We start from the raw sequence: 22,378 nt of genomic DNA on the forward strand, positions 1-22,378 counted from the left end.
GACATCGGCAGCGTCCAGGGCCCGGACGGCGAACGGCGGTGTCCCCGCGTCGGGGGACACCGCCGTGTCGTCGGTGCGTCGGGTCAGCCGTCCAGGCCGACGGGGGAGTTGGGCCGGTCCACGTCGACGAACTCGATCTCGTCGGCGTCCCGGGTGCGGCTGCCGGCGGCCCGGGCGGCGGTGCCGGCCGCCCACCCGAGCGCCGCGCCGACCAGGGCGGCGCTGATCAGCAGCGTCCAGGGCAGCGCGGGTCGGCGGCCGGCGAGGGCGTCGAAGGCGAGGGTGGCCCGGCGGCGGGCCTCCTCGGCGGCCGAGCCCACCAGGTCGGTGGCCCCGTCCGTGAGGCCCGAGCCGCCGCGCCGGGCGGACCGGGCGGTGTCCCGGACGCTGTCCCCGGCGGAGCTGACGGCGGAGACCAGGTGCTGCCATGCCTGATCCGTGACCCGCTCGGTCTTGCTGCGGCGGTCCAGCAGGGTGGTTCCGAACATCGTGCTTACCTCCTCGGGTGCCGAAGCCCGGCGGCCACTTCGGACTCCGGCGGCTGTCCGGCGCGTGACTGTTCGCTTACCCGCGCCAGTGCCCGGCGGGCGCCCGGCGCAAACCCTCGGACCGCTCAGCGGACCGAGACGACCGCCACCCCACGGGCGAAGTCGTCGTCGTCATCGTCGTCGTCGTCGCCCGCGCCGCCGAATCCGCAGGCCAGTACGAGAGCGAGCAGGGCGCCGACGCCCGCCAGCCCGAGCAGTCTCCTGATCATCGATCATCCTCTCCCTCGGGGACACTCCCGGCCGATGCTAGGCGGCGGGGGCAACCGAACGCGCCGATGTCAGGGGTGCGCGCCGGGCGGGCGGGGGGCGGCTACCCTGGTGCGGCGGATCGGCCGGCCATGGTCGATCGTTGGAGAATGAGAAACCCGGTCGTCGGGAGAATAGGAACCAGAAGGTCTGGATCGGGTTGCCCAGCCGTGCCCGGTCCGCAATTGCTCATCCCGAGGGGTGGCGACCGAGGCCGTCGGAGGAATACTCTCGGTCGCGGCCCGCGTACTGATGAGGCGCCCGTCAACGGGCGAGTGGAGGTGCTCGCGTGAGCCTGTCGATCGTGAAGTCGGTGCTGCCGGGCGGTGTCATCCAGATCGCCCCGCGAGGAGAGATCGACGTCGACACCGCCTACGAGGTCCGCGAGGCGATCGCGGAGGTGCTCGCAAAGGGGCGTCCGTCCCGGATCGAGCTGAATATGCGGTTGGTCACCTTCATCGACTCCGTCGGCATCAGCGCGATGGTCGCCGGCTTCCAGACCTGTGAGGTCAGCGGCGTGAAGCTGATCGTGACCGAGCCCAGCCGGTTCGTGCACCGGCAGCTCTGGGTCACCGGCCTGCTCGGCCTTTTCGGCGCCCCCGAGCCCTACTTCGCCGGCACGGCCCCCGAGGTGCTCCCCGGCGCCTGAGCGCGCCGCGACCCGTCACGGCGCCCCGCCGGCCGACAGGTCAGCCCTCGGGCGCACCGAGTCCCGAAAGGTCGACGTCGGCGACCTCGGTCACGGCCCGGATGGCGGTGACCGAGGCGTACCCGTCGGCCAGCAGGGCGAGGTCGGTGCCGGGCTGAACGGCCTGCCCCGGCTCCTCGAGCGAGGTGCGCACGAAGCCGTGCCCCGACTCGGCGACCGTCATCTGCACCTGACCGAAGCTCGCCAGGCTCCCCTTCCGCACCCCGCGCAGCCGGTCGTGCGGCAGGTCGGGCGCGTTGACGTTGAGGACGCTCTCCACCGGCGCGGCGAGCAGCCGGGGTAGCAGGTCGAGGGCGACTTGGGCGGCGGTGAACCAGTGCCGTTCGGCGTCGCGTACCCGGGCGGCGGCGGCCACCGCCGCGCCACCGCTGGCCGCCGTGGCGTCCCCGGCGGAGAGCACGTCGAGCGAGACCGCCATGGCCCGGCAGCCGTTCGCGGCGGCGGTGAACGCGGCGCCCACGGTGCCGGAGTGCAGCACCGCCCGGCCGGCGTTCGCGCCCCGGTTGATCCCGGAGAGCACCACCGACGGCGGCGGCCCGAACGCGCCGTGCACCGCGATCAGCGCGATGAAGCCGGGCGAGCCGCCGACCCCGTACGCGGGCACGTCCGGCAGCTCCGGCAGCGGGTGCTCGCGAACCACCACGTGCCCCTCCCGCTCGATCGCGGTCATCGCGGCGCTGGTGCCGCTCGCCTCCTCCAGCGGCGCGGCCACCACCACGTCCAGCCCGCGGTCCACGGCCGCCCGGGCCAACCAGCCGATGCCCGGCGCGGCGATGCCGTCGTCGTTGGTGACCAGCACCCGCAGCGTCATCATTCGGCCGCCCGCTCGGCCAGCTCGTCGGGGGTGGTCCGCTCCTGCGGGCGGCTGCCCGCCGGCACCAGCCGCACCCGCTCCACCAGCCCGGTGATGGAGTCCAGCCGACCGGTGCCGAGCCCGTGCCGGGTGACGTTCAGCGCCCCGGCGGCGGCGCCGGTACGGATCGCGGTGCGCACGTCCCCGCCGCCGGCCACCACCGCGGCCACCCCGGCGGTCATCGAGTCACCCGCGCCGCGCGGGTCGGCCGCCTCCAGGCGGGGCATCTCCACCTCGAAGACCTCGCCGTCGACCAGGGCCAGGGCCGGCCGCTCGGCGCGGCTCACCACGACATTCTCGGCGCCGGTGGCGTGCAGGTCGTACATCGCCCGGGTGAGTTGCTCCTCGTCGTCGCCCTCGGCACGCCCGTCGGCGATCAGCTCCTCGTGGCTGACCTTGAGGAAGAACACGCCGCTCTCCAGCACCGCGGCCAGGTGCGCGCCGGCCAGGTCCACCACCACCCGGCTGCCGTTGGCGCCCAGGTCGGCGGCGAAGCGCCGGTACAGGTCGGGCGGGACCAGCGTGGGGTCGTTCGGCCCGCTGAGCACGCTCACCGGTGCCCGCAGCCCCTCGCCGAGGGCCAGGTTGTAGAGCTCGTCCAGCTCGTGCCGGCTGAGCGGATGACCAGGCACGTCGACGATCTCCTGCCGGGTGCCCGCCCGCCGGTCGTGCACGTACCCGCCGCTGCCGCCGGAGTCGCGGACCACCACCTTGAGGTCGACGCCTTCGCTGACCAGCAGCGGTTCGAGAACCTGGCCGATCTCGCCGCCGAGGCTGGCGCAGAGCACCACCTCCACGCCCAGCGACATGATCATCCGGGCCTGCCAGACCCCCTGGCCGCCGGGGTGCAGGTGCAGTTCGGGATGGTCGGCCGGCTGGTCCACGGTCACGGTGAGCCGGGGCGTCGGCGCGAAGACCATCACGTGCCCGCTCATCCGCCGTACCCCTCCATGCGCGCCGCCTCCTCGTCCCGCCGGGCGCCCGGATTCCCCGCCTGCTCCGCGTCATGCCGGGGCGTTGCCAGCCCGCCGCCGGTACGGGACGATCGTGCGGACCGCCGACGGCGAGGGGGACGGTGTGCTCAGCCGCGACACGTTCAGCTACACCGTCCAGGCGCGCTGCACGCGGGCCGACGCGGTCGCGCTCCTCGGCGACCTGACCCGCCAGGGCGAGCTGCACCCGTTGATCGTCGGCGTGCGCCGGCTGCCGCCCCTGCCGGGGACGCTGGCCAGCTACGCGATCACCGACCGGTTGGCGGTCGGGCCGCTGCGTTTCCCGGTCACGTACCGGGCCGACGTGCTGATCGCCACCGAGGACGAGGTGGTGACCGTGGCCCGGCAGCGGCCGGCCACCACGGTGCGCAACCACACCCAGCTGCGGGACGAGCCGGGCGGCGTGGTGCGGATCGACGTGGAGATCACCCTCGCCGCGCCGGCGCCCCTGTTCGGGTACGCCTTCCGGCAGGCCCGGGCGGCGCACCTCGGGCTGGCCAGCCGGCTCGGCGCGGCGCTGGACCGCGGCCCGGACGCATCCGCCCCGAGCTGACCGGCCGGCTCAGGACCGGCGGCCGGCGGCCACCGGGGAGCGCCGGGCGGGGATTGCCGGGCGCAGCCGGCCCCACGGCTTGTACGTGGACAGCACGGTGGCGACCAGCAGCAGCGTGGTGGAGACCGCCGGGGCGACGACCAGGTCCACCCGGTAGTGGGTGGTGGCGGCGGCACCCAGTTCGCCGAGCTGCCGGATCCGGGGCGTCAGCAGCAGCAGGACCAGCCAGAGCATCACCGTGGTCAGCGCGAACTTGACCAGCACCCAGCGCCAGAGCAGCAGCCCCCACGGGGTGAGCAGCGCGCTGGCCACCCCGACCAGCCAGACCACGACGCTCAACGGCGCGAAGAGGTACGTGACGACGAGTCCCGCGGTGGGGTAGACCACCGCGGGGTCGGCGCCGCGCAGTACGGCGACGCCGAGGGTGAGCAGCACCAGGTCCGCCCCGAGCCAGCCCAGCGAGGTGACCAGGTGCAGGGTCAGCAGGGCCTTGCGGGTGGCGGGGGACAGTCGACTCATGCCCTCGATGCTCGTCCGCCGGCGCGGCCGCGTCGTGGGGCCGGCGGCGACATCCGACGTACGTCAATGGGCGTAGGGGTGACCCGTCGGGGCGACGGGCCACCCCCGCGCTCAGTAGACCGACAGGTGCACGTGGTTGGTGTGGTCGCTGGACGGGTCCCCGTTGCCCCCGCTGTACGACTTCCACCCGCTGCTGGGCAGCCAGATCTGCTTGAACCAGATCACGTAGAGCACGGCCAGCGCGTCGGAGTTGCGGACGAAGTACGCGGCCAGGTTGTTGCCGTACGTCCGGTCGCCGCCGCTGGCGACCCCGCCGAAGCCGTCCGTCTGCGCGGCGAAGTCGCAGGCCCGGCCCTTCGGATGCTCACCGGAGCCGCTGGGCCGGTAGCAGGAGACGTACCGGGTGAACCCGGCCGACTTGGCCTCGTTGAGCGCGTGCAGCGTCCGCGGCGTGATGCAGCCGTCGGCCGGGGTCGGGTCGTTGACGCTGCACGACTCGGGCGGCCAGGAGCCGTCGGCGTTGCGGGGCGCCGGGTCGGCGTTCGCGGTGGAGGTGCCCCGGACCGTGCCGCCGGTGCTGGGGCTGTCGGCGCGGTCGTTCGCCACCTCCAGGGCGCGTTCGGCCTGCTGCTTGCGCTTGGCCATCACCGTGACCTGCTTGCGCTGCTCCTGGATCTCAGTGTTGAGCGCGAGGCGGGTCTTGGTCGCCCGGTCCCGGGTCTCGATCAGGTCGCGCAGCGCCCGGTCCTCGTGGGCGGCGACCTGCTCGAGCGCGGCGGCCCGGTCCATGAAGCCCTCCGGGCTGCCGCTGGACAGCAGCGCGGAGGCGGTGCCGAGCCGCCCGGTCCGGTACGCCACCTCGGCGATCTCGCCGACCTTGCTGTCGCGGACGCTCAGCTCGGCGTTGATCGTGGTGAACTGGTCGGTGAGCTGCTTCTGGCGGCTGACCGAGCGGGCCAGCGACGCCTTCGCCTCGAGCCAGCCCTTGCTGGCCGCGTCGAGCTGGGCGCGCAGCGCCGGGGTGCCGCCCTCGTCGTCGCCGGGGGCGGCGGCGAGCAGGCCGGTGCGGGGGGCCGCCGCGGCGGGCCCGACCGGTACGGTCGCGACGCCGAGGGCGAGCGTCGCGACGAGCAGGGCCGCCAACCGGGCGGCCGTCCGTCGTACAGGTGCCACTGCTGGCATTCAATGTCCTTCCGTCAGCCGCCGACCGGGTTAGCTGACGGGTTCGGGACGGAAGATCCCTACCGCTGTCGCGGATGCACCCCACGTACGTGGTTCCCCGGTTCGCCGCGGGCGGCGATTAGGCGGCGGCCACCGCAGGCGCCGGAGGGCGCCGCCCGGCGGAGGCCGGGGCCGAGCCTACCGGTGCTGCTCCGGCCGGGCCCGGCGAGCAAAGGCCCCGGCCGGGGGCAAAACCGGCACTAGTGCACAATACCCACACAGATTTAAGTTTGCCCTAATTACCACTCGACCGCACCACAGGCCCCAGGTGACGTTCCGGGCTCGATCTGCAGCGTGGCGTGATCGATCCGGAAGTCCTGGTGCAGGGCGGTCCGGGCGGCGGCCAACACCTCGCCCACCTCGGCGCCGGGCGCCATGGTCAGGTGGGCGGAGGCCACGTCCATGCCCGAGGTCAGGGTCCAGACATGCAGGTCGTGCACCTCGGCGACGCCGGGCACCGCGGTCAGCCGGTCATGCACCGCGGTCACCTGAAGGTGCTCCGGGGCGGCCTGCACCAGGATGCGTACCGCGGCCCGGCCCAGCCGCCAGGTCCGGGGCAGGATGAACAGGCCGATCGCGACGGCGACCACCGGGTCCGCCCACCACCAGTCGGTGAACGCGATGACCAGGGCGGCGCCGATCACCCCGAGCGAGCCGAGCAGGTCGCCCAGCACCTCCAGGTACGCCCCGCGCAGGTTGATGCTCTCCTTCGCCCCGCCGCGCAGCAGGCCGAAGGCGGCGATGTTGGCCAGCAGGCCGAGCAGCGCCACCGCGAGCATCGGGCCGGCCAGCACCTCGGGTGGCTCGCCGAACCGGCGGACCGCCTCGACCACGACGTAGACCGCGACGGCGCCGAGCAGCACGGCGTTGGCCAGCGCGGCCAGCACCTCCAGCCGGTAGAGCCCGAAGGTGCGCTGCGGGTCGGTATCGCCCCGCCGGGTGGCGGTGATCGCGGCGAGGGCCATGCCGATGCCCAGCACGTCGGTGAACATGTGCCCGGCGTCGGAGAGCAGGGCCAGCGAGCCGGTCGCGAAGGCGGTCACCGCCTCGACCAGCATCAGCGCGGTGAGCAGCCCGAAGGCGGCCCAGAGCCGGCCCCGGTGGTGGTACGCGGCGTTGGCGACGGAGCCCTGGTGGTCATGACCTGCGCCCACGCCCACACCCTCCGTCCCTCGCCCGGACCCGGCCCAATCTATGTTCACATCGCTATGTGTGCAAGTAAAGGGTCGGCGCCCTCCCGACACCCGTGGACGCCCTGCTCAGCCCCGCGAGTCGACGGTGGTGAGCCGCTGCGTGGCCCGGGAGAGCGCCACGTAGAGGGTGCGTACCCCGGAGCCCGGGTCGGCCCGGATCTCGCTCGGGGCGACCAGCACGACGCCGTCGTACTCCATGCCCTTGGCCTCCAGACTCGTCACCACCTGGAGCCGGGAGCCGCCCAGGTCGCCGAGCCAGCCGGCCACCTCGTCGCGGCGCGGCACCGGCGTGATCACCCCGACCGTCCCCTCCACCTCGGCCAGCAGCGTGCCGGCCGCCTCGACGGTGGCCGTCGGCAGCTCGCCGGCCGGCACCGACCGCTGGACCGGGTCCACCCCGGTGGACCGGACCGCGGTGGGCAGCGGCAGATCCGGGTAGAGCCGCCGGATCTCCGCGGCCGCCACGGCGAAGATCTCCGCCGAGTTGCGGTAGTTGGTGGTCAGCGTGAACTGGTGCCGCCGGCGCCGACCCAGCGCCTGGTCCCGGGCCCGGGTCAGCTCGTCCGGGTCGCCGGTCCAGGCGGTCTGCGCCGGATCGCCCACCACCGTCCAGGAGGCCAGCCGGCCACGCCGGCCGATCATGCGCCACTGCATCGGGGAGACGTCCTGCGCCTCGTCGACCACCACGTGCGCGTACTCCCGGTAGTCCTCCGGCCGCTCCCGCGCCGCGGCCCGCGCGGCCCGCTGCCGGTCGGCGAACGTGCTCAGCTCGCGGACCCCGCCGGCGAGCTGGAACGGGTCGCGCTTCGCCTTCGCCGGCCGCACCGGCTTCCCCAGCAGCGCGTCCAGCTCGTCGAGCAGCGCGATGTCCGCGATGGTCAGCCCCGCGTCGTCCAGGCTCCGGTACGCCTGGGTGAGCAGCCCGATCTCCGCACCGGAGAGGATGCCGCCGGCGTACCGGCGCAGCCTTTCCGGGCGGGCCAGCCAGCCGAGCACGTGCCGCGGGTGCAGCCGGGGCCACCAGGCCTTCAGGAACTCCCGGAACTCCGGCCGTTCGATGATCTCGTCCTCGAAGGCGCGCTGCTCGGGCAAGCGGCCGACCCGCAGCTGGCGGGCCTGGACGTACAGCGCCGCGAGCACCCCGTCGAAGCCGGCCCGGCGCACCTCGTTGCGACGCGCGCCCCGGGTCAGCGCCCGGTCCCGGATGCCGTCCAGTTCCCGGCGCTCCAGCCGGAGCAGCTCGCCGCGGTAGAGCAGCCGCAGCTCGGTCGGGGAGTCGGGCACCCCGTCGCGGGCCGCCCGCTCCAGCACCCGGCGCATCCGCAGCGACCCCTTCACGGCCGCCACCTCCGGCGGATCGGTCCGGTTCGCCGACATGCCGGGGAACAGCGAGCCGAGCGAGTGCAGGGTGGCCGTCTCCTCGCCCAGCGAGGGCAGCACCGAGGCGATGTACTGGACGAAGACGCCCGAGGGGCCGACCACCAGGATGCCGCCGCCGGCGTACCGGCTGCGGTCCGAGTAGAGCAGGTACGCCGCCCGGTGCAGCGCCACCGCCGTCTTGCCGGTGCCCGGACCGCCGGAGACGATCGTCACGCCCGAGCCGGGGGAGCGGATCGCCTCGTCCTGTTCCCGCTGGATCGTCGCGACGATGTCCCGCATTCCCCGCCCGGTGGCCCGGGACAGGGTGGCCAGCAGCGCCCCGTCGCCGACCACTGCCATGTCCGGCGGCGCCGACTCCGGGTCGAGCAGGTCGTCCTCGATCCGGGTCACCTTCTCCGCAGAGGACTGGATGGTGCGCCGACGCACCACGCCCATCGGCTCGGCCGGGGTGGCCTGGTAGAAGGCCGCGGCGGCCGGCGCCCGCCAGTCGACCACCAGGGTCTCGGCGTGCTCGCCGCGCACCCCGAGCCGCCCGACGTGCAGCACCTGCCGGGTCCGCAGGTCGAGCCGGCCGAAGACCAGACCCTCGTGCTCGGCGTCCAGCGCGTGCCGGCGCTGCGCGGCGTGGAAGACCATCGCGTCCCGCTCGACCAGCGCCCCGAAGTTGCCCACCCGGGCCAGCCGGTAGCCCTCCCGCTCGGCGTCGGCGGCCGACCGGCGCAGCTCCGCCAGGCGGATGTACACCCGGTCGAGATGCCGTTGTTCGGCGGCCATCTCCTGTTCCAGGGTGGTCTGGTCGGTCAACGCGGCAACTCCTGTGGTCATGCGGGCGGGCACGGTGGCTGAATGAGGGTACGGGCCGGCGATCGGGCCCGCGTCGGGGCCATGCCGGTCCGGGGGCCCCGCCGCCCGGGTTGCCCGTTATCCGACCGTTCCCACCCCGGCGGACGGCCCGTCACCGGCCCGGTCCGGCGCCGGCCGGGCCAGCGCCTGCTCGAGCACCGCCGCCAGGGCCGCGTTCACCTCGTCCGGCCGCTCCATCATCAGCATGTGCCCGGCGCCCGGGCAGACGGTCAGCTCGGTGGTGGGCAGCGCGGCGGCGATCGACTCGGCGCAGGGTGGCGGGGTCAGCCGGTCCCGGTCGCCCACCAACGCGGCGGCCGGCAGGTGGGCCAGGGCGGCCAGGGTGTCCAGCCGGTGCTGGGCGCCGATCGAGGCGCGGAACCCACCGATCGAACGCAGCGAGGCGTGCGCCACCGCCGAGGTGACCAGCCGGATGTCCGCCGGGTCGCAGCGGTCGCCGAAGAGCATCCAGCGGATGCTGGGGCGCAGCGCGCGCAGCAGCGCCCGGGGCGGCCGCCACGATCCGCAGCGGGCCAGCACCCCGGCGCCGGTGGTCTCGGCGAGCCGGATCAACCGGGCGATCCGGGGCGACAGCCCGTAGACCGTGTGCGTGTGCCCCTCGGCGGTGGTGGAGACGAAGACCAGGCCGGCAATACGGGCGGCGAAGTGGCCGGGGTGGCGGTGGGCGTACTCCATCACGGTCATCCCGCCCATCGAGTGCCCGACCAGCACGACCTTGCCGGTCGGGGCGACCTGGTCCAGCACCGCGGCCAGGTCGTCGCCGAGCTGGGCCAGGGTGGCCGTACGCAGCGCCATGCAGCTGGACCGGCCGTGCCCACGGGCGTCGTAGGTGACCACCCGCACCCGGTCGCCGAACCGCTCCCCGACCTCGGCGAGCTGCCGGTGCCAGCTCCGGCCGTCCAGCGTCCAGCCGTGCAGCAGGATCGCGGTCACCTCGGCGTCGGCCGGCCCGGTCACCGCCACGTGCAGGCGTACGTCGTCCGGTAGGCGTACCTCCACGTGCTCCGGCATCGCTACCTCCCCCGGGCCGACCGGTCTCCCATGCACCGGTTAACCCGGCGGTAACACCGGCTACCCGTCATGACAACACGCCAACCGTGGTGGTGAGAAGATTCGCAACCCCGCCCCGGGCCGTCGATCGGTGACCAGGCTGGAGGGCATGCCGCCGCCGAACCCGACTCCGGCCGCCGGAGCGGCCCGGACGCCGCGAACCGCGCTGGCCGAGCTGCTCGCCGGGAACCGCCGCTTCGTCAGCGGCCAGCCGGTCCACGGGCACGACGTCACCGCCGCAGCGGCGGTGGCCTCCGGGGACCAGCAGCCGTACGCGGTGGTCCTGGGCTGTATCGACTCGCGGGTCCCGCTGGAGGCGATCTTCGACCAGACGTTCGGGTCGATCTGCGTGATCCGCACCGGCGCGCACGTGCTCGACCAGGCGGTCTGCGGCTCCATCGAGTACGTGGTGGGCCAGCTCGGGGTGCCGCTGGTGATGGTGCTCGGGCACGAGCGGTGCGGGGCGGTCGGGTCGGCGGTGGAGGCGCTGCGCAGCGGGGAGCGGCCGGGCGGCTCGCTGGCGTACGTGGTGGACCAGATCGCCCCGGCGGTGGCCGAGGTGGGCGCGGACGACCCGCGGGCGCATCCCATGGCGGTCCGCCGGCACGTGCTCCGCACGGTGGCCACGCTGCGGGCCGACGACCTGCTCACCGGACCCGTCGCCGCCGGCCGGGTCGCCGTGGTCGGCGCGCTCTACGACCTTGCCACCGGCAACGTCACGCTGCTGGAGGAATGACGGGGCCGAGAAATGACGAACCGCCCGCCGGGTGACCCGGCGGGCGGTTCGTGGTGACGCGAGAGGGCTCAGCCCTCGAAGACGCCGGCCTCGACGAGACGCTTCTCGGTGGCGTCCCAGCCGTGGCCCGGGTGGGCGGCCGCGAGGCCGTTGATCTCCGCCCGGATCTTGGCGGCGTGGCCGGCCGCGGCCAGCACCCGGATCTCCTCGACGAAGGCCTCGGAGTCGGTGCGCAGGTGCGCGGTCTTGCCGTTGGTCAGGTTCCGCACGTAGGCGTGCTTGCCGCCGTTGAGCGGGATGACGTACTTGAACTCGCCCAGAACGCTGAGGGCGCCACCCTGGCCAGCCTGGCCGGCCCGGACTGACGCGCGCGCGGTCTTAGAGGTGTTGCTCGCCACGGAGGTACTCCTTGCAGACGTACGGGAGGACTTGATCGTCCGGGGGCTGTTGCGGGTGACGCCCGGATGAGCCTCGGCCCGCGAAGATGTACGGCGGCACACAACCGCCCAAGAAACTGTACACGACTGCGACACCTGGCTGGTCGTCGCGCCGTCATGGTGGTCAACGGGGTCACCCGGCCGGCTATTCCGGCCCGATCCCGGCACCGAATTTTCCGATTCGCTGGCGCACCATCCTTCACACGGGCCATCATGTGTTGCACAGGCCACTGGAGTGGACGAGGTCGTAGGGGAAGACGCACCTCGCTCTCCGGGAGGTCACCGTGCCAACGCGTGGCGTCGTATACGTCCACTCGACCCCGCTCGCCGTGTGCTCACACGTCGAGTGGGCGATCGCGCGCGTCCTCGCCGCGCCGGTCAACCTGCAGTGGACGGCTCAGCCCGTCGACCCCGGCGCCCGCCGGGCCGAGTGCGGGTGGACCGGTAGCCCGGGGACGGGCGCCGAGCTGGCTGCTGCCCTCCGGCAGTGGCCCATGATCCGTTTCGAGGTGACCGAGGAACCCAGCCCCGGCGCCGACGGCGAGCGCTTCATGTACGTGCCGGGGCGGGGCCTGTTCCGGGCCACCGTCGGCGCGGCCGGCGACATCCAGCTCGGCGAGGACCGGCTGCGCACCATCATGGCGTCCGCCCGCGCCCCGGAAGCCCTCGCGCACGCCCTGGACAAGGCGCTCGGCACCGCCTGGGACGCGGAGCTGGAGCCCTACCGGTACGCCGGCGACGGTGCGCCGGTGACGCTGCTCACCCGGGTCGGTTGACGAAGGTCAAGTTGCCCCGATACATGGCGCACTGGTGGGATGGGCCGCGTGTCGATTTCTCCGCGACGTGCCGGCGTCGCGCTCGCCGCACTGACCGCGCTGCTCGTCTCCGGATGCTCGGCGGAACCGGAACGACCGCGCAGCGGACCGTCGCCGAGCGCGTCCTCGGCCGGGCCCGCGCCGACTCCCACCGTGGCCGCCGACCCGGCCGCCCGCGCCGCGGCCCTGGTCGGCACGCTCGCCGACGAGGACCTGGTCGGCCAGGTGCTGATGCCGTACGCATACGGCAGCTCCGCCACGAAGGTGTCGCCCGGGTCCGCCGCCGGCAACCGGGCCCTGGCCGGGGTGGACACCCCGGCGGAGATGGTGGCGAAGTACCGGCTGGGCGGGCTGATCCTGGTCGGCTTCAGCGCCGACGACCCCACCGCCGGCAACCAGGCCACCACGAACGTCGACAACCCGAAGCAGGTCCGGGAGCTGACCGACGGGCTGCGGGCGGCCGCCGGGAAGCTCCCCGCCGGCTCGGCCCCCTTCCTGATCGGCACCGACCAGGAGTACGGGGTGGTCACCCGGATCACCGACGGGGTGACCCTGCTGCCCAGCCCGCTCGCGGCCGGGGCGGCCCGGCAGCCGGCGCTGACCGAGGCCGCCTGGCGGGCCGCCGGCGCGGAGCTCGCCGCGATGGGGATCAACCTCGACTTCGCCCCGGTCGCCGACGTGCTGGTCACCCGCAGCACGGTGATCGGCTCCCGCTCCTTCGGCGCCGACCCGGCCAACGCCTCCGCCCAGGTGGCCGGCGCGGTGCGCGGCCTGCAGGCCGAGGGGGTGGGCGCCAGCGTCAAACACTTCCCCGGCCACGGCCTGAGCGCCACCGACTCGCACAAGGACCTGCCGGTGATCGGCCAGTCCCGGGCGGTGCTGGACCGGACCGCGTTCCCGCCGTTCCGCGCCGGCATCGACGCCGGCGCGATGGCCGTCATGTCGGCCCACCTCGACGTGCGGGCCGTCGACCCGGGCACCCCGGCCACCTTCTCCCGCAAGCTCCTCACCGACGTGCTGCGCGGCCAGCTCGGCTTCCAGGGGGTGGTCATCACCGACGGGATGAACATGCCGCCCGCCAAGCGCTGGTCGCCCGGCGAGGCCGCGGTGCGGGCCCTCACCGCCGGCAACGACCTGATCCTGATGACCCCGAACGTCGGCCAGGCGTACGCGGGACTGCTCGCCGCGCTCCGCGACGGCTCGCTGCCCCGGGCCCGGCTGGTGGAGGCGGCCACCCGGGTGCTGACCATGAAGTTCAAGCTGGCCGACCGGCCGGCCCCGGCGCTGTCCGGGCTCGACGGCCCCGCGCACCGCAAGGCCGCCGCCGACCTGGCCGCGGCCGCGGTCACCGTGCTGCGGGGCAGGTGTGGCGGCCCGATCGCCGGCCCGGTCACCGTCACCTCCTCGGGCGGTCGGGACCGCACCCGGGGGACGCTGACCGAGGCGCTCACCGCGGCCGGGGTGAAGGTGGTGCCGAGCGGTGGCACGATCGTCCACCTCGTCGGCTACGGCGACGGCGCCGACGACCTGCGCGCCGACGCGGCGGTCACGGTCGCCATGGACACGCCGTACGTGCTGGCCGCCGCGAAGTCGCCGACGCTGCTGGCGACGTACTCGTCCAGCCGGGCGTCGATGACCGCGCTGGCCGGGGTGCTCGCCGGCAAGGCCCGGCCGGGCGGCCGGTCGCCGGTCCCGGTGACCGGGCTGCCCGCCACCACCTGCGGCACCTGACCGGCGGGGGCCGCCGCGACCGGGCCGAGCGCGACGGGCCGGACTGGTAGCGTTCGGGCCGTCCGCCGCCGCAGGTAGTACGGGGGGTCGAGCGTCGTGACCGGACCTCAGCCGGCACTCTCCGTGGTGGTGCCGATGTTCAACGAGGAGAGCGTCCTGCCGCTGCTGGCCGAGCGGCTGCGCGGCGTGCTGGACGGCCTCGGCGAGGCGTACGAGGTGGTGGCGGTCGACGACGGCAGCACCGACGGCACCGTCGCCGGGCTGACCGCCCTGCGCGCCGGCTGGCCGCAGCTGCGGGTGCTGCGGCTGCGCCGGAACAGCGGCCACCAGGCCGCCCTGGTCGCCGGGCTGCTCCGGGCCCGCGGCGGGTACGTGGTCAGCATCGACGCCGACCTCCAGGACCCGCCCGAGGTGATCGTCGAGATGCTCCGCCGGGCGCGTGCCGACGGGCTGGACATCGTCTACGGCGTCCGGGCCGACCGGAGCCGGGACAGCGCGTTCAAGCGGTGGACCGCGGCCGGTTACTACCGGCTGATGCGACGGCTGGTCGGCAAGCAGGTGCCCGCCCAGGCCGGCGACTTCCGGCTGCTCAGCCGGGCCGCCGTGGAGGCGCTGCGGGAGCTGCCCGAGCGCAGCCCGGTGCTCCGGCTGGTGGTGCCCTGGCTGGGCTTCCCCAGCGGCGAGGTCGGCTACGAGCGGCAGGAACGCGCGGCCGGGCGGACCAAGTACCCGCTGTCCCGGATGGCCGGGCTGGCCGCCGAGAGCGTCACCAGCTTCTCCGCCGCGCCGCTGCGGGTGGCCACCTGGCTCGGGCTGGCCGGCGTGGCGGTGTGCGGCGTGCTGGTGGTGGTGGCGGTGCTCGCCTGGTTCGCCGGCGCCACGGTGACCGGGTGGCCGTCCCTCTACGTGGCGGTCCTCTTCCTCGGCGCGGTGCAGCTGCTCTGCCTCGGCCTGCTCGGCGAGTACGTCGCCCGGATCTACACGGCGGTGCAGGGCCGGCCCGCCTACTTCGTGGCCAGCGACACCGCCGCCGGCTCGCCCGCCGATCCGGTCGAGCTGGCCGACAGCCTGTGGTGACCACGCTCGCCACCGGGGAGGCCACCGGGTCGACCGTGGACCCGCGCCGCCACGGGGTCGCGGTCCGGTTCGCCCCGGCCGTCGCCGGCTACGCGGTCGTCGTGGTCTTCCTGCTCCACACCGGTACGCCCGCGCTCGCGGTGGCCCGCTGGACGGCGTACGCCCTGCTCGCCGTGCTGCTGCCCGGCACGCTGGTGTTCCGGGCCCTGCGCCGCCGGCCGCACACCCTGGTCGAGGACCTGGCGATGGGCGCGGCCGTCGGCCTGGTGCTGGAGCTGGCCGCCTGGGCGGCGTTCACCGCCGTCGGGGCGCCCGGTTGGCTGCGGCTCTGGCCGCTCGCCGTGGTGCTGCCGTTCGCCGCCGTGCCCCGGCTGCGCCGGCACTGGCGGGTCCGGTACGCCACCGTCGCCCCGGTGGGCTGGGCCTGGTCGCTCGCCGCGGTGGTCGCCGGCTTTGCCGGCTACCTGCACGCCTCGTTCCTGGCCGTCAACCCAGTGCTGCCCACCGACGAGGGGCAGGCGCAGTACCTCGACCTGGCGTTCCAGCTCTCCCTCGCCGGGGCGGCCACCCACCAGGTGCCGCTGGACGTCCCGCAGGTGGCCGGTGAGCCGCTGCACTACCACTGGTTCGGCTTCGCGCACCTCGCGGCGACCAGCCTGGTCAGCGGGGTGGACCTGCCGACGGTCTTCTTCCGGCTCGCCGTGCCGGCGCTCTGCGCGCTCGCCGCCGTGCTGGTCGCGGTGGTCGGCTGGCGGATCACCGGGCGGCCGTACGCCGGGGTGGTCGCCGCGGCGCTGATGTTCACCGTCGGCGAGTTCGGCTTCGAGAACGGGTGGCGCCAGCTCTTCGGGACCCAGGCCACCTTCATCGTCTGGGGCAGCCCGTCGATGACTTACAGCTGGGTCCTGCTGCTGCCGCTGATCGCGGCGCTCGGGGAGGTCGTCGGCCGGGCGCGGGGGGTGGCCGTGCCCCCGCTCGGCCGCGGCGCCTGGGTGCTGGCGGCGTCCTTCCTGGCCGCCTCCACCGGCGCGAAGGCCAGCACGGTGCCGGTGGTGCTGGCCGCCCTGGCGTTCACCGCCGTGCTGTTGCTGGCGATCCGGCGGCGGCTGCCCCGCGCGGTGCTGGCCGCCGCCGGCCTGGCCCTCGCGGCACAGGTCTTCGCCACGGCCGTGCTCTTCGCCTTCGAGAGCCACGGGGTGACCGTCGACCCGTTCTCCGGGCTGCGGACGTACCTGCCGGTGGACCAGTCCGCCGGGGCCGCCGCGGTGACCTGGGTGGCGGTCGGCCTGGCCTTCCTGCTCAGCCTCCAGCTCCGACTGGCCGGGGTGCTGGCGTTGCTGCGGGTGCGCCGCTGGCGGCTGGAGGCGGTGCAGCTCTTCCTGCTCGGCGGCGCGCTGGCCGGCCCGGCCACCTACCTGCTGGTGGGGCATCCGGGCAGCAGCAACCAGTACTTCACCCGGACCGGCTTCGCCTTCGGGGTGATCCTGTCCGCCTGGGGCTGGGCCGAGTTGGCCGACCGGGCCGCCCTGTCGGCCCGGGGACGGCTGCTGCTCGGGGCGGGGACGGCCGGGTTCGCGGTGCTGCTGACCGCGGTCCAGCTCGACTCCGCGGCCAGCACGCCCATCACCCCCGCGTACGCGCGGGTGCTGCCGCTGCTCTGCTGGGCGGCCGCCCTGACCGTGCTGGCGCTGCTGGTGGCCCTGTGCTGGCCGGCGTTGGTCGGCCGGTGGCCCGGGCTGGCCGGCCGGGGTGGGTTGCTGCTGCTCACCGCCGTGCTGGTCGCCGGCGCCCCCGGCCTGGTGATGGACGCGGCCGCCGCCCGGAAGCAACCGAACGGCGGGGCGTACGCCGTGGTGCCGATGCCCGCCTCCCGGGTGGAGGCCGCCCGCTGGGTCAACGCGCACAGCGATCCCGACGACGTGCTCGCCACCAACGTGCACTGCCGAACCGTGGTGGACGGCTGGTGCGACGCCCGCTCGTTCTGGCTGAGCGGCTACGCCGAGCGCGCGGTGCTGGTGGAGGGGTGGGCGTTCGCGCCCCGGATGGTCGGCCGGCCGGAGGGCCCGTACGCCCCGTTCTGGGACGCCGAGCGACTGCGCGCCAACGACGCCGCCTTCACCGCCCCGACGGCCGCCGGGCTGGCCTCGCTGCGGGATCGGTACGGGGTCCGCTGGCTGGTGGTCGACCGCACCGTCGGCCCCGAGTCCCCGGCGCTGCGCACCCTGGCCGAGCTGCGTTTCGGCAACGCCGGGACGGCCGTCTACCGGCTGCGCTGATCCCCGGCCGGGTCGTCGCGCCGGGCCACGTCGGCATCGGGTCCGGACGACGTCGGGGCTCAGTCCTCGGTCGGACGATGGGCGCGGAGCATCAGCGAGACGCCGGGCAGCGACCGCACCGGCAGGTACCGCTCGGCGGTGATGATCGTGCGCAGCCCGAGGTTCACGACCGGGTGCGGGTCGGCCAGGTCGCTGCCGGTGGAGCTGCGGCGCCGCCAGGCGGCGACCGGGCGGAGTATCACGTTCCAGCTCCAGAGCTCGTCGACGACCAGGCCGGCCTTCGCCACCACCGCACGCAGCCCGGCCCGTTCGTAGCGGCGCACGTGCCCCACCGCCACGTCGTGGGCGGACCAGAGCCGCATGTCGCAGGGCACCGCGATCAGGGCGGTCCCGCCCGGGCGCAGGGTGCGGCGGATCTCCGCCGCGGCCAGGTGGTCCTCGTCGAAGTGTTCCAGGATGTCGAAGGCGACCACCAGGCCGAGGCTGGCGGAGGGTACCGGCAGGTGCCGCGCGTCGGCCCGGATCACGTCGAGGCCGCGCTCCCGGGCCACCCCGGCGCCCTCGGCGCTGTACTCCAGGGCCAGCGGCCGCCAACCGTGCGCCCGCAGCACCCGGGTGTTGCCGCCGCCGGCCGCGCCGATGTCCAGCGCCCGCCCCGGCCGCGTCCCGGCCGCTGCCAGGCGGCGCAGCGCCCGACCGAGCAGGGCGCGTCGCTCCCGGTACCACCAGTGGGTGTCCTCCAGCGCGGCGAGCTTGCGGATCTCGGTCGCTTCCACGGCGTACTCCTCGGCGGGTCGGCGGTCCTCACCCTAACCGCGCGGCCGCCGTCGGGCCGGGCGCGGACATGCGGAAGGGCCCCCGCGACGGGCGGTTTCGAGGGGTCGTTGCAACACGAGGTCTAGCTGGTGACGGCTAGGAGCTTAGCGAGGCGCTCGGCTGGGGTGTCCCAGCCGAGCGTCTTGCGTGGGCGGGCGTTGAGTTCGGCGGCGACGGCGGCGAGGTGTTCGCGGGTGTGGACGGCCAGGTCGGTGCCTTTGGGGAAGTATTGGCGCAGCAGTCCGTTGGTGTTCTCGTTGGAGCCGCGTTGCCAGGGTGAGTGCGGGTCGCAGAAGTAGACCGGCATGTCCGCGGCGATGCTGAACTCGTGGTGCATGGCCATTTCCGCGCCTTGGTCCCAGGTCAGAGACCGTTTCAGGTGGTGCGGCAGGGTGGCCATGGCGGCGAGCAGGCCGTCACGGACCCGGTCGGCGCTGCGGCCGGCGCCCAGGTGCACGAGCAGGACGTAGCGGGTGGCGCGTTCGACGAGGGTGCCGATCGCGGAGCCGTTGTCCTTGCCGATGATCAGGTCGCCTTCCCAATGACCCGGGACGGCACGGTCGTCGGCCTCGGCGGGCCGCTCGCTGATCATCACCATCGGATGAGTGAAACGGGGCTGGCGCTGCCCGGGCTGACGGCGCGGGCGTCGCACCACCCGGCCGGTGCGCAGCGCGGCGCTCAGTTCCCGGCGCAACTCGCCGCGGCCCTGGACGTAGAGCGCCTGGTAGATCGTCTCGTGTGACACGTGCAGCTCGCTTCGCTCGGGAAAGTCGCGGCGCAGCCGACGGCTGATCTGTTCCGGGCTGTGCTTGCAGTCGAGCATGCCCTGCACCAGGGAACGTAACTGCGGGCAGGCGGCGATCTTGCCGAGCTTCGGGCGAGGCCGCCGACTGTCGGCGCGTTGCTGGGCCGCGTAGGGCTGGTAGTCGCCGCTGTCCGGATGCCGGTTGCGGCGGATCTCCCGGCTGATCGTGCCCGGCGACCGTCGCAACTCAGCGGCGATCGCCGCCTGAGAGGCACCCTCGCGCAGCTGGTCAGCGATCACGATCCGCTCGTCCTGCGACAGATAGCGGCCCGACACGGCCGAAGGCCGGGCAGCAGGACGAGATACGTCCTGCTGCCCGGCCTTCGCCTGGCTCATGCGCCCGTAGCGCCAGCGGTGACCAGTCTTGCGATTGATCCCAACCAGCCGACACGCTTCACTCGTACTCACACCCCGCGCCACAAGATCCAAATATGCCTGGCGCTCCGCGCGAAGCTTCTTACGACCCTGCGGCCGACGATCCCCACGGATCTCGAACACTGCAACCCCTGATCAGGTCAGGCGTTGCAACGATCCCTAGAACCTAAGGACGGCGGGGGCCCTTCCTGGCTGGCGTTACAGCGGGATGTTGCCGTGCGCGCCCCGGGCGGCCGGGGCCGCGGCGAGCGCCTCGGCGATCCGCCGGCGGGTCTGCTCCGGCTTGATCACGTCGTCCACCACGCCGATCTCCAGCGCCCGGTTGACGCCACCGGCGACCCGGATCTGCTCCTCGATCAGCTGCGCCCGCAGCGTCTCCCGGTCCTCGGACGAGGCGGCGGCGAGCTTCTTGCGGTGCAGGATGTTCACCGCGGCGCTGGCGCCCATCACCGCGACCTCCGCGCTCGGCCAGGCGAAGACCGCGGTGGCGCCCAGCGAGCGGGAGTTCATCGCGATGTACGCGCCGCCGTACGCCTTGCGGGTCACCAGCGTCACCCGCGGCACCACCGCCTCAGCGAAGGCGTGCAGCAGCTTGGCGCCGCGCCGGACCACGCCGTCCCACTCCTGACCGAGACCGGGCAGGTAGCCGGGGACGTCGACCAGCACGATCAGCGGCACCCCGAGCGAGTCGCACATCCGCACGAACCGGGCCGCCTTCTCCGCGCTGGACGCGTCGAGGCAGCCACCGAGCCGCAGCGGGTTGTTGGCGATCACGCCGACGGTCCGGCCGGCGAACCGGCCGAGCGTGGTGACCACGTTCGGCGCCCACTTGGCGTGCAGTTCCACGCCCGGGGCGTCGAGCAGCGCCTTGACCACCGGCTTCACGTCGTACGCCCGGTTGGTCTCGGCCGGCATCTTCGCGGCCAGGTCGTGCCCGTCGACGTCGTCGGCCGGCACGTCGTCGGGCGAGAGCCGCCCCTGGTGACCCAGCAGCGCGGCGAGCTTGCGCGACTCGGTCATCGCCGCCTCGTCGTCGGCGCAGGTCACGTGGACCACACCGGAGCGTCGGCCGTGCGGCTCGGGGCCGCCCAGGCGCTCCATGTCGACCTGCTCGCCGGTGACGCTGCGGACCACCTCGGGACCGGTGACGAAGATCCGGCCGGCGCCGCTCATCACCACGATGTCGGTCAGCGCCGGGCCGTACGCGGCGCCACCGGCGGCCGGGCCGAGCACCACCGAGATCTGCGGCACCCGGCCGGAGGCCCGGACCATGGCGGCGAAGACCTGCCCGACGGCGTCGAGGGCGACGACGCCCTCGGCCAGTCGGGCGCCGCCGGAGTGCCAGAGGCCGAGCACCGGCACCCGCTCCCGGACCGCCGTGTCGATGGCGTCGACGATGTGCCGGCACCCCTCGGTGCCCATCGCGCCGCCCATCTTCGTGGCGTCGGTGGCGTAGGCGATCGCCGGCGTACCGTCGATCTCACCCCGGGCCCAGAGCACGCCGGAGGTGTCCCGCGGCGCCAGCAGGCGCAGCGAGCCCGCGTCGAACAGGGCCCGGAGCCGGACCTCGGGATCGCGGTAGTCCACTGTCGAGCTGTCCGCGCTGACGGCGGTCGTGGTCACTTGTGCCTCCAAGGCTGTGGTCTCAGGCCCGCGTGAAGACGAGAGCCACGTTGTGACCGCCGAAGCCGAACGCGTTGTTCAGCGCGGCGGGGATCTCCAGGTGGCGTGCCTTGTGGGCGGCCACGTCCATGGTCAGGCCCTCGTCCGGGTCGTCCAGGTTGATCGTCGGAGGGACGACACTGTCGCGGATGGCGAGGATCGCGGCGATCGACTCCAGCGCGCCGGCCGCGCCGAGCAGGTGCCCGGTCATCGACTTGGTGGCCGACAGCACCGGGTGGTCGCCGAGCGCCTTGTGCAGCGCGCCGATCTCCAGCATGTCGCCCACCGGGGTCGAGGTGGCGTGCGCGTTGACGTGCGTGATGTCCGTCTTCGCGACGTCCGCGTCGGCGATCGCCTTGGCGATGGCCCGGATCGCCCCCTCGCCCTCGGCGTGCGGCTGCACGATGTCGTACGCGTCGGAGGTGATGCCGGCGCCGGCGAGGCGCGCGTAGACCCGGGCGCCGCGGGCGGCGGCGTGATCGGCGCGCTCCAGGACCACCACGCCCGCACCCTCGCCGAGCACGAAGCCGTCGCGGCCCTTGTCCCACGGCCGGGAGGCCCGTTCCGGCTCGTCGTTGCGGGTCGACATGGCCCGCATCGAGGCGAAACCGGCGATCGGCAGCGGGTGGATGACCGCTTCGGTGCCGCCGGCCACCACCACGTCGGCCCGGCCGGCGCGGATGATGTCCAGGCCGAGTGCGATCGCCTCCGCGCCGGTGGCGCAGGCGCTGGCCACCGAGTGCACGCCGGCCTTGGCGCCCAGCTCCAGCCCGACCCAGGCGGCCGGGCCGTTCGGCATCAGCATCGGCACCGTGTGCGGGGAGACCCGCCGCGGGCCGGACGCCTCCAGGATGTCGTCCTGGGCGAGCAGGGTGGTGGCGCCGCCGATGCCGGAGCCGACGCTGACGGCCAGCCGCTCCGGGTCCACGGAGTCGGCCAGGCCGGCGTCGACCCAGGCCTGCTGCGCCGCGATGAGGGCGATCGCCTCGGACCGGTCCAGCCGGCGCAGCTTGACGCGCTCCAGCACCTCGGACGGGTCCACGGCGAGCTGGGCGGCGATCCGGACGGGGAGTTGCCCGGCCCACTCCTGGGTGAGCGCACTCACCCCGGAGCGGCCGGCGAGCATTGCGTCCCAGGTCGACGCGACGTCCCCGCCGAGCGGGGTCGTCGCGCCGAGCCCGGTGACGACGACGTCGGGGCGAGTCATGATCAGGACTGCGCCGCGATGTAGCTGACGGCGTCCCCGACGGTCTTGAGGTTCTGCACCTCGTTGTCCGGGATCTTGACGCCGAACTTCTCCTCGGCCGCCACCACGACCTCGACCATGGAGAGGGAGTCGACGTCGAGGTCGTCGGTGAAGGACTTCCCCTCGGCCACGTCGTCCGGGTTCACCCCGGCAACCTCTTCGAGGATCTCGGCGAGGCCGGCGGTGATCTCGTCACGGGTCATTGCGGTTGGTTCCTCTCATCGGGGGTTCTCGGCGGCCGACGTTGCCGGCCGCCATCCTCGGCGCGTGCGCG

At 74.3% G+C, this 22,378-nt stretch carries 22 protein-coding genes and 1 riboswitch; of the genes, 7 read left to right on the plus strand and 15 right to left on the minus strand.

All coding sequences use genetic code 11. From position 1 onward, the window contains the following. Positions 1–83: 83 nt before the first annotated feature. Together I8N68_RS23125 and I8N68_RS23130 are read right to left on the minus strand one after the other, a co-directional pair. Positions 84–488: a hypothetical protein gene (locus I8N68_RS23125; protein WP_200213961.1), complete on the minus strand. Its 405-nt coding sequence runs from the start codon at positions 486–488 to the stop codon at positions 84–86. Between the two features lie 125 nt (positions 489–613). Next, positions 614–757 carry a hypothetical protein gene (locus I8N68_RS23130; protein ID WP_200213963.1) on the minus strand — a complete coding sequence of 48 codons (144 nt, stop codon included), beginning with the start codon at positions 755–757 and terminating at the stop codon, positions 614–616. Positions 758–1,083: 326 nt separating this feature from the next. Between I8N68_RS23130 and I8N68_RS23135 the strand changes: the two genes are divergently transcribed. Then, positions 1,084–1,443: an STAS domain-containing protein gene (locus I8N68_RS23135; RefSeq protein ID WP_200213965.1), complete on the plus strand. Its 360-nt coding sequence runs from the start codon at positions 1,084–1,086 to the stop codon at positions 1,441–1,443. A 40-nt stretch (positions 1,444–1,483) separates the two neighbouring features. Here I8N68_RS23135 and surE read toward each other — a convergent pair whose 3' ends face one another. Together surE and I8N68_RS23145 are read right to left on the minus strand one after the other, a co-directional pair. Then, entirely contained in the window at positions 1,484–2,314 is an 831-nt protein-coding gene (gene surE, locus I8N68_RS23140; RefSeq protein WP_200214186.1) for a 5'/3'-nucleotidase SurE, read from the minus strand. Further along, on the minus strand, positions 2,314–3,291 hold the full coding sequence (locus tag I8N68_RS23145) for a PfkB family carbohydrate kinase (RefSeq protein WP_200213967.1): 978 nt from the start codon (positions 3,289–3,291) through the stop codon (positions 2,314–2,316). The genes surE and I8N68_RS23145 overlap by 1 nt, the downstream gene beginning before the upstream one ends. Before the next feature lie 112 nt (positions 3,292–3,403). Here I8N68_RS23145 and I8N68_RS23150 point away from each other — a divergent pair, with 112 nt between their 5' ends. Continuing rightward, positions 3,404–3,901: an SRPBCC family protein gene (locus tag I8N68_RS23150; protein ID WP_234040429.1), complete on the plus strand. Its 498-nt coding sequence runs from the start codon at positions 3,404–3,406 to the stop codon at positions 3,899–3,901. A 9-nt stretch (positions 3,902–3,910) separates the two neighbouring features. Here the strand turns inward: I8N68_RS23150 and I8N68_RS23155 are convergent, their stop codons facing one another. From I8N68_RS23155 to I8N68_RS23175, 5 genes are all read right to left on the minus strand, one after another. Then, entirely contained in the window at positions 3,911–4,420 is a 510-nt protein-coding gene (locus I8N68_RS23155) for a hypothetical protein (RefSeq protein WP_200213969.1), read from the minus strand. A 111-nt stretch (positions 4,421–4,531) separates the two neighbouring features. After that, positions 4,532–5,602 (minus strand): coiled-coil domain-containing protein, encoded by a 1,071-nt coding sequence (locus I8N68_RS23160; RefSeq protein WP_200213971.1) that lies wholly within the window; start codon positions 5,600–5,602, stop codon positions 4,532–4,534. Positions 5,603–5,605: 3 nt separating this feature from the next. Continuing rightward, positions 5,606–5,737: riboswitch (cyclic di-AMP (ydaO/yuaA leader) on the minus strand. 143 nt (positions 5,738–5,880) lie between these two features. After that, complete coding sequence (locus I8N68_RS23165) at positions 5,881–6,795, minus strand: cation diffusion facilitator family transporter (protein ID WP_200213973.1); 915 nt, start codon at positions 6,793–6,795, stop codon at positions 5,881–5,883. 105 nt (positions 6,796–6,900) lie between these two features. Then, the gene (locus I8N68_RS23170; protein WP_200214191.1) at positions 6,901–9,018 is read right to left on the minus strand and encodes a HelD family protein; all 2,118 of its coding nucleotides are present in this window, start codon (positions 9,016–9,018) and stop codon (positions 6,901–6,903) included. A 117-nt stretch (positions 9,019–9,135) separates the two neighbouring features. Further along, a complete protein-coding gene (locus tag I8N68_RS23175; RefSeq protein ID WP_200213975.1) occupies positions 9,136–10,089 on the minus strand; it encodes an alpha/beta fold hydrolase in 954 nt (317 codons plus the stop codon). A 148-nt stretch (positions 10,090–10,237) separates the two neighbouring features. Here I8N68_RS23175 and I8N68_RS23180 point away from each other — a divergent pair, with 148 nt between their 5' ends. Further along, on the plus strand, positions 10,238–10,864 hold the full coding sequence (locus I8N68_RS23180; protein ID WP_200214193.1) for a carbonic anhydrase: 627 nt from the start codon (positions 10,238–10,240) through the stop codon (positions 10,862–10,864). A 68-nt stretch (positions 10,865–10,932) separates the two neighbouring features. Here I8N68_RS23180 and I8N68_RS23185 read toward each other — a convergent pair whose 3' ends face one another. After that, positions 10,933–11,262 carry a hypothetical protein gene (locus I8N68_RS23185; protein ID WP_109804978.1) on the minus strand — a complete coding sequence of 110 codons (330 nt, stop codon included), beginning with the start codon at positions 11,260–11,262 and terminating at the stop codon, positions 10,933–10,935. A gap of 323 nt (positions 11,263–11,585) precedes the next feature. Between I8N68_RS23185 and I8N68_RS23190 the strand changes: the two genes are divergently transcribed. The 4 genes from I8N68_RS23190 to I8N68_RS23205 all read left to right on the plus strand — a co-directional run bounded on the left by I8N68_RS23190 (position 11,586) and on the right by I8N68_RS23205 (position 17,200). After that, the gene (locus I8N68_RS23190) at positions 11,586–12,077 is read left to right on the plus strand and encodes a DUF3145 domain-containing protein (protein WP_200213977.1); all 492 of its coding nucleotides are present in this window, start codon (positions 11,586–11,588) and stop codon (positions 12,075–12,077) included. 39 nt (positions 12,078–12,116) lie between these two features. Continuing rightward, positions 12,117–13,847: a glycoside hydrolase family 3 protein gene (locus I8N68_RS23195; RefSeq protein ID WP_200213979.1), complete on the plus strand. Its 1,731-nt coding sequence runs from the start codon at positions 12,117–12,119 to the stop codon at positions 13,845–13,847. A gap of 96 nt (positions 13,848–13,943) precedes the next feature. Next, positions 13,944–14,924: a glycosyltransferase family 2 protein gene (locus tag I8N68_RS23200; RefSeq protein ID WP_307812938.1), complete on the plus strand. Its 981-nt coding sequence runs from the start codon at positions 13,944–13,946 to the stop codon at positions 14,922–14,924. Then, positions 14,921–17,200, plus strand: a complete 2,280-nt coding sequence (locus I8N68_RS23205) for a hypothetical protein (RefSeq protein WP_200213981.1) — start codon at positions 14,921–14,923, stop codon at positions 17,198–17,200. The genes I8N68_RS23200 and I8N68_RS23205 overlap by 4 nt, the downstream gene beginning before the upstream one ends. Before the next feature lie 59 nt (positions 17,201–17,259). Here the strand turns inward: I8N68_RS23205 and I8N68_RS23210 are convergent, their stop codons facing one another. From I8N68_RS23210 to I8N68_RS23230, 5 genes are all read right to left on the minus strand, one after another. Further along, positions 17,260–17,976 carry a class I SAM-dependent methyltransferase gene (locus I8N68_RS23210; RefSeq protein WP_200213984.1) on the minus strand — a complete coding sequence of 239 codons (717 nt, stop codon included), beginning with the start codon at positions 17,974–17,976 and terminating at the stop codon, positions 17,260–17,262. A 122-nt stretch (positions 17,977–18,098) separates the two neighbouring features. After that, positions 18,099–19,250, minus strand: coding sequence for an IS30 family transposase (locus I8N68_RS23215; RefSeq protein ID WP_443673263.1), 1,152 nt, complete (start codon positions 19,248–19,250; stop codon positions 18,099–18,101). Between the two features lie 144 nt (positions 19,251–19,394). Then, positions 19,395–20,819: an acyl-CoA carboxylase subunit beta gene (locus I8N68_RS23220; RefSeq protein ID WP_200213988.1), complete on the minus strand. Its 1,425-nt coding sequence runs from the start codon at positions 20,817–20,819 to the stop codon at positions 19,395–19,397. Positions 20,820–20,841: 22 nt separating this feature from the next. Then, a complete protein-coding gene (gene fabF / locus I8N68_RS23225; protein WP_200213990.1) occupies positions 20,842–22,065 on the minus strand; it encodes a beta-ketoacyl-ACP synthase II in 1,224 nt (407 codons plus the stop codon). A 2-nt stretch (positions 22,066–22,067) separates the two neighbouring features. Then, a complete protein-coding gene (locus I8N68_RS23230; RefSeq protein WP_088972559.1) occupies positions 22,068–22,307 on the minus strand; it encodes an acyl carrier protein in 240 nt (79 codons plus the stop codon). Positions 22,308–22,378: the final 71 nt, after the last annotated feature.

The organism is Micromonospora coerulea (assembly GCF_016598485.1).
Classification (GTDB): domain Bacteria; phylum Actinomycetota; class Actinomycetes; order Mycobacteriales; family Micromonosporaceae; genus Micromonospora; species Micromonospora coerulea.

Excerpts from the sequence above, each read along its gene's own strand:
- I8N68_RS23230 (WP_088972559.1), bottom strand. The coding sequence starts at position 22,307 with ATGACCCGTGACGAGATCACCGCCGGCCTCGCCGAGATCCTCGAAGAG.
- I8N68_RS23160 (WP_200213971.1), bottom strand. The coding sequence starts at position 5,602 with ATGCCAGCAGTGGCACCTGTACGACGGACGGCCGCCCGGTTGGCGGCC.
- I8N68_RS23125 (WP_200213961.1), bottom strand. The coding sequence starts at position 488 with ATGTTCGGAACCACCCTGCTGGACCGCCGCAGCAAGACCGAGCGGGTC.
- fabF (WP_200213990.1), bottom strand. The coding sequence starts at position 22,065 with ATGACTCGCCCCGACGTCGTCGTCACCGGGCTCGGCGCGACGACCCCG.
- I8N68_RS23130 (WP_200213963.1), bottom strand. The coding sequence starts at position 757 with ATGATCAGGAGACTGCTCGGGCTGGCGGGCGTCGGCGCCCTGCTCGCT.
- I8N68_RS23175 (WP_200213975.1), bottom strand. The coding sequence starts at position 10,089 with ATGCCGGAGCACGTGGAGGTACGCCTACCGGACGACGTACGCCTGCAC.
- I8N68_RS23195 (WP_200213979.1), top strand. The coding sequence starts at position 12,117 with ATGGGCCGCGTGTCGATTTCTCCGCGACGTGCCGGCGTCGCGCTCGCC.
- surE (WP_200214186.1), bottom strand. The coding sequence starts at position 2,314 with ATGACGCTGCGGGTGCTGGTCACCAACGACGACGGCATCGCCGCGCCG.
- I8N68_RS23180 (WP_200214193.1), top strand. The coding sequence starts at position 10,238 with ATGCCGCCGCCGAACCCGACTCCGGCCGCCGGAGCGGCCCGGACGCCG.
- I8N68_RS23155 (WP_200213969.1), bottom strand. The coding sequence starts at position 4,420 with ATGAGTCGACTGTCCCCCGCCACCCGCAAGGCCCTGCTGACCCTGCAC.
- I8N68_RS23145 (WP_200213967.1), bottom strand. The coding sequence starts at position 3,291 with ATGAGCGGGCACGTGATGGTCTTCGCGCCGACGCCCCGGCTCACCGTG.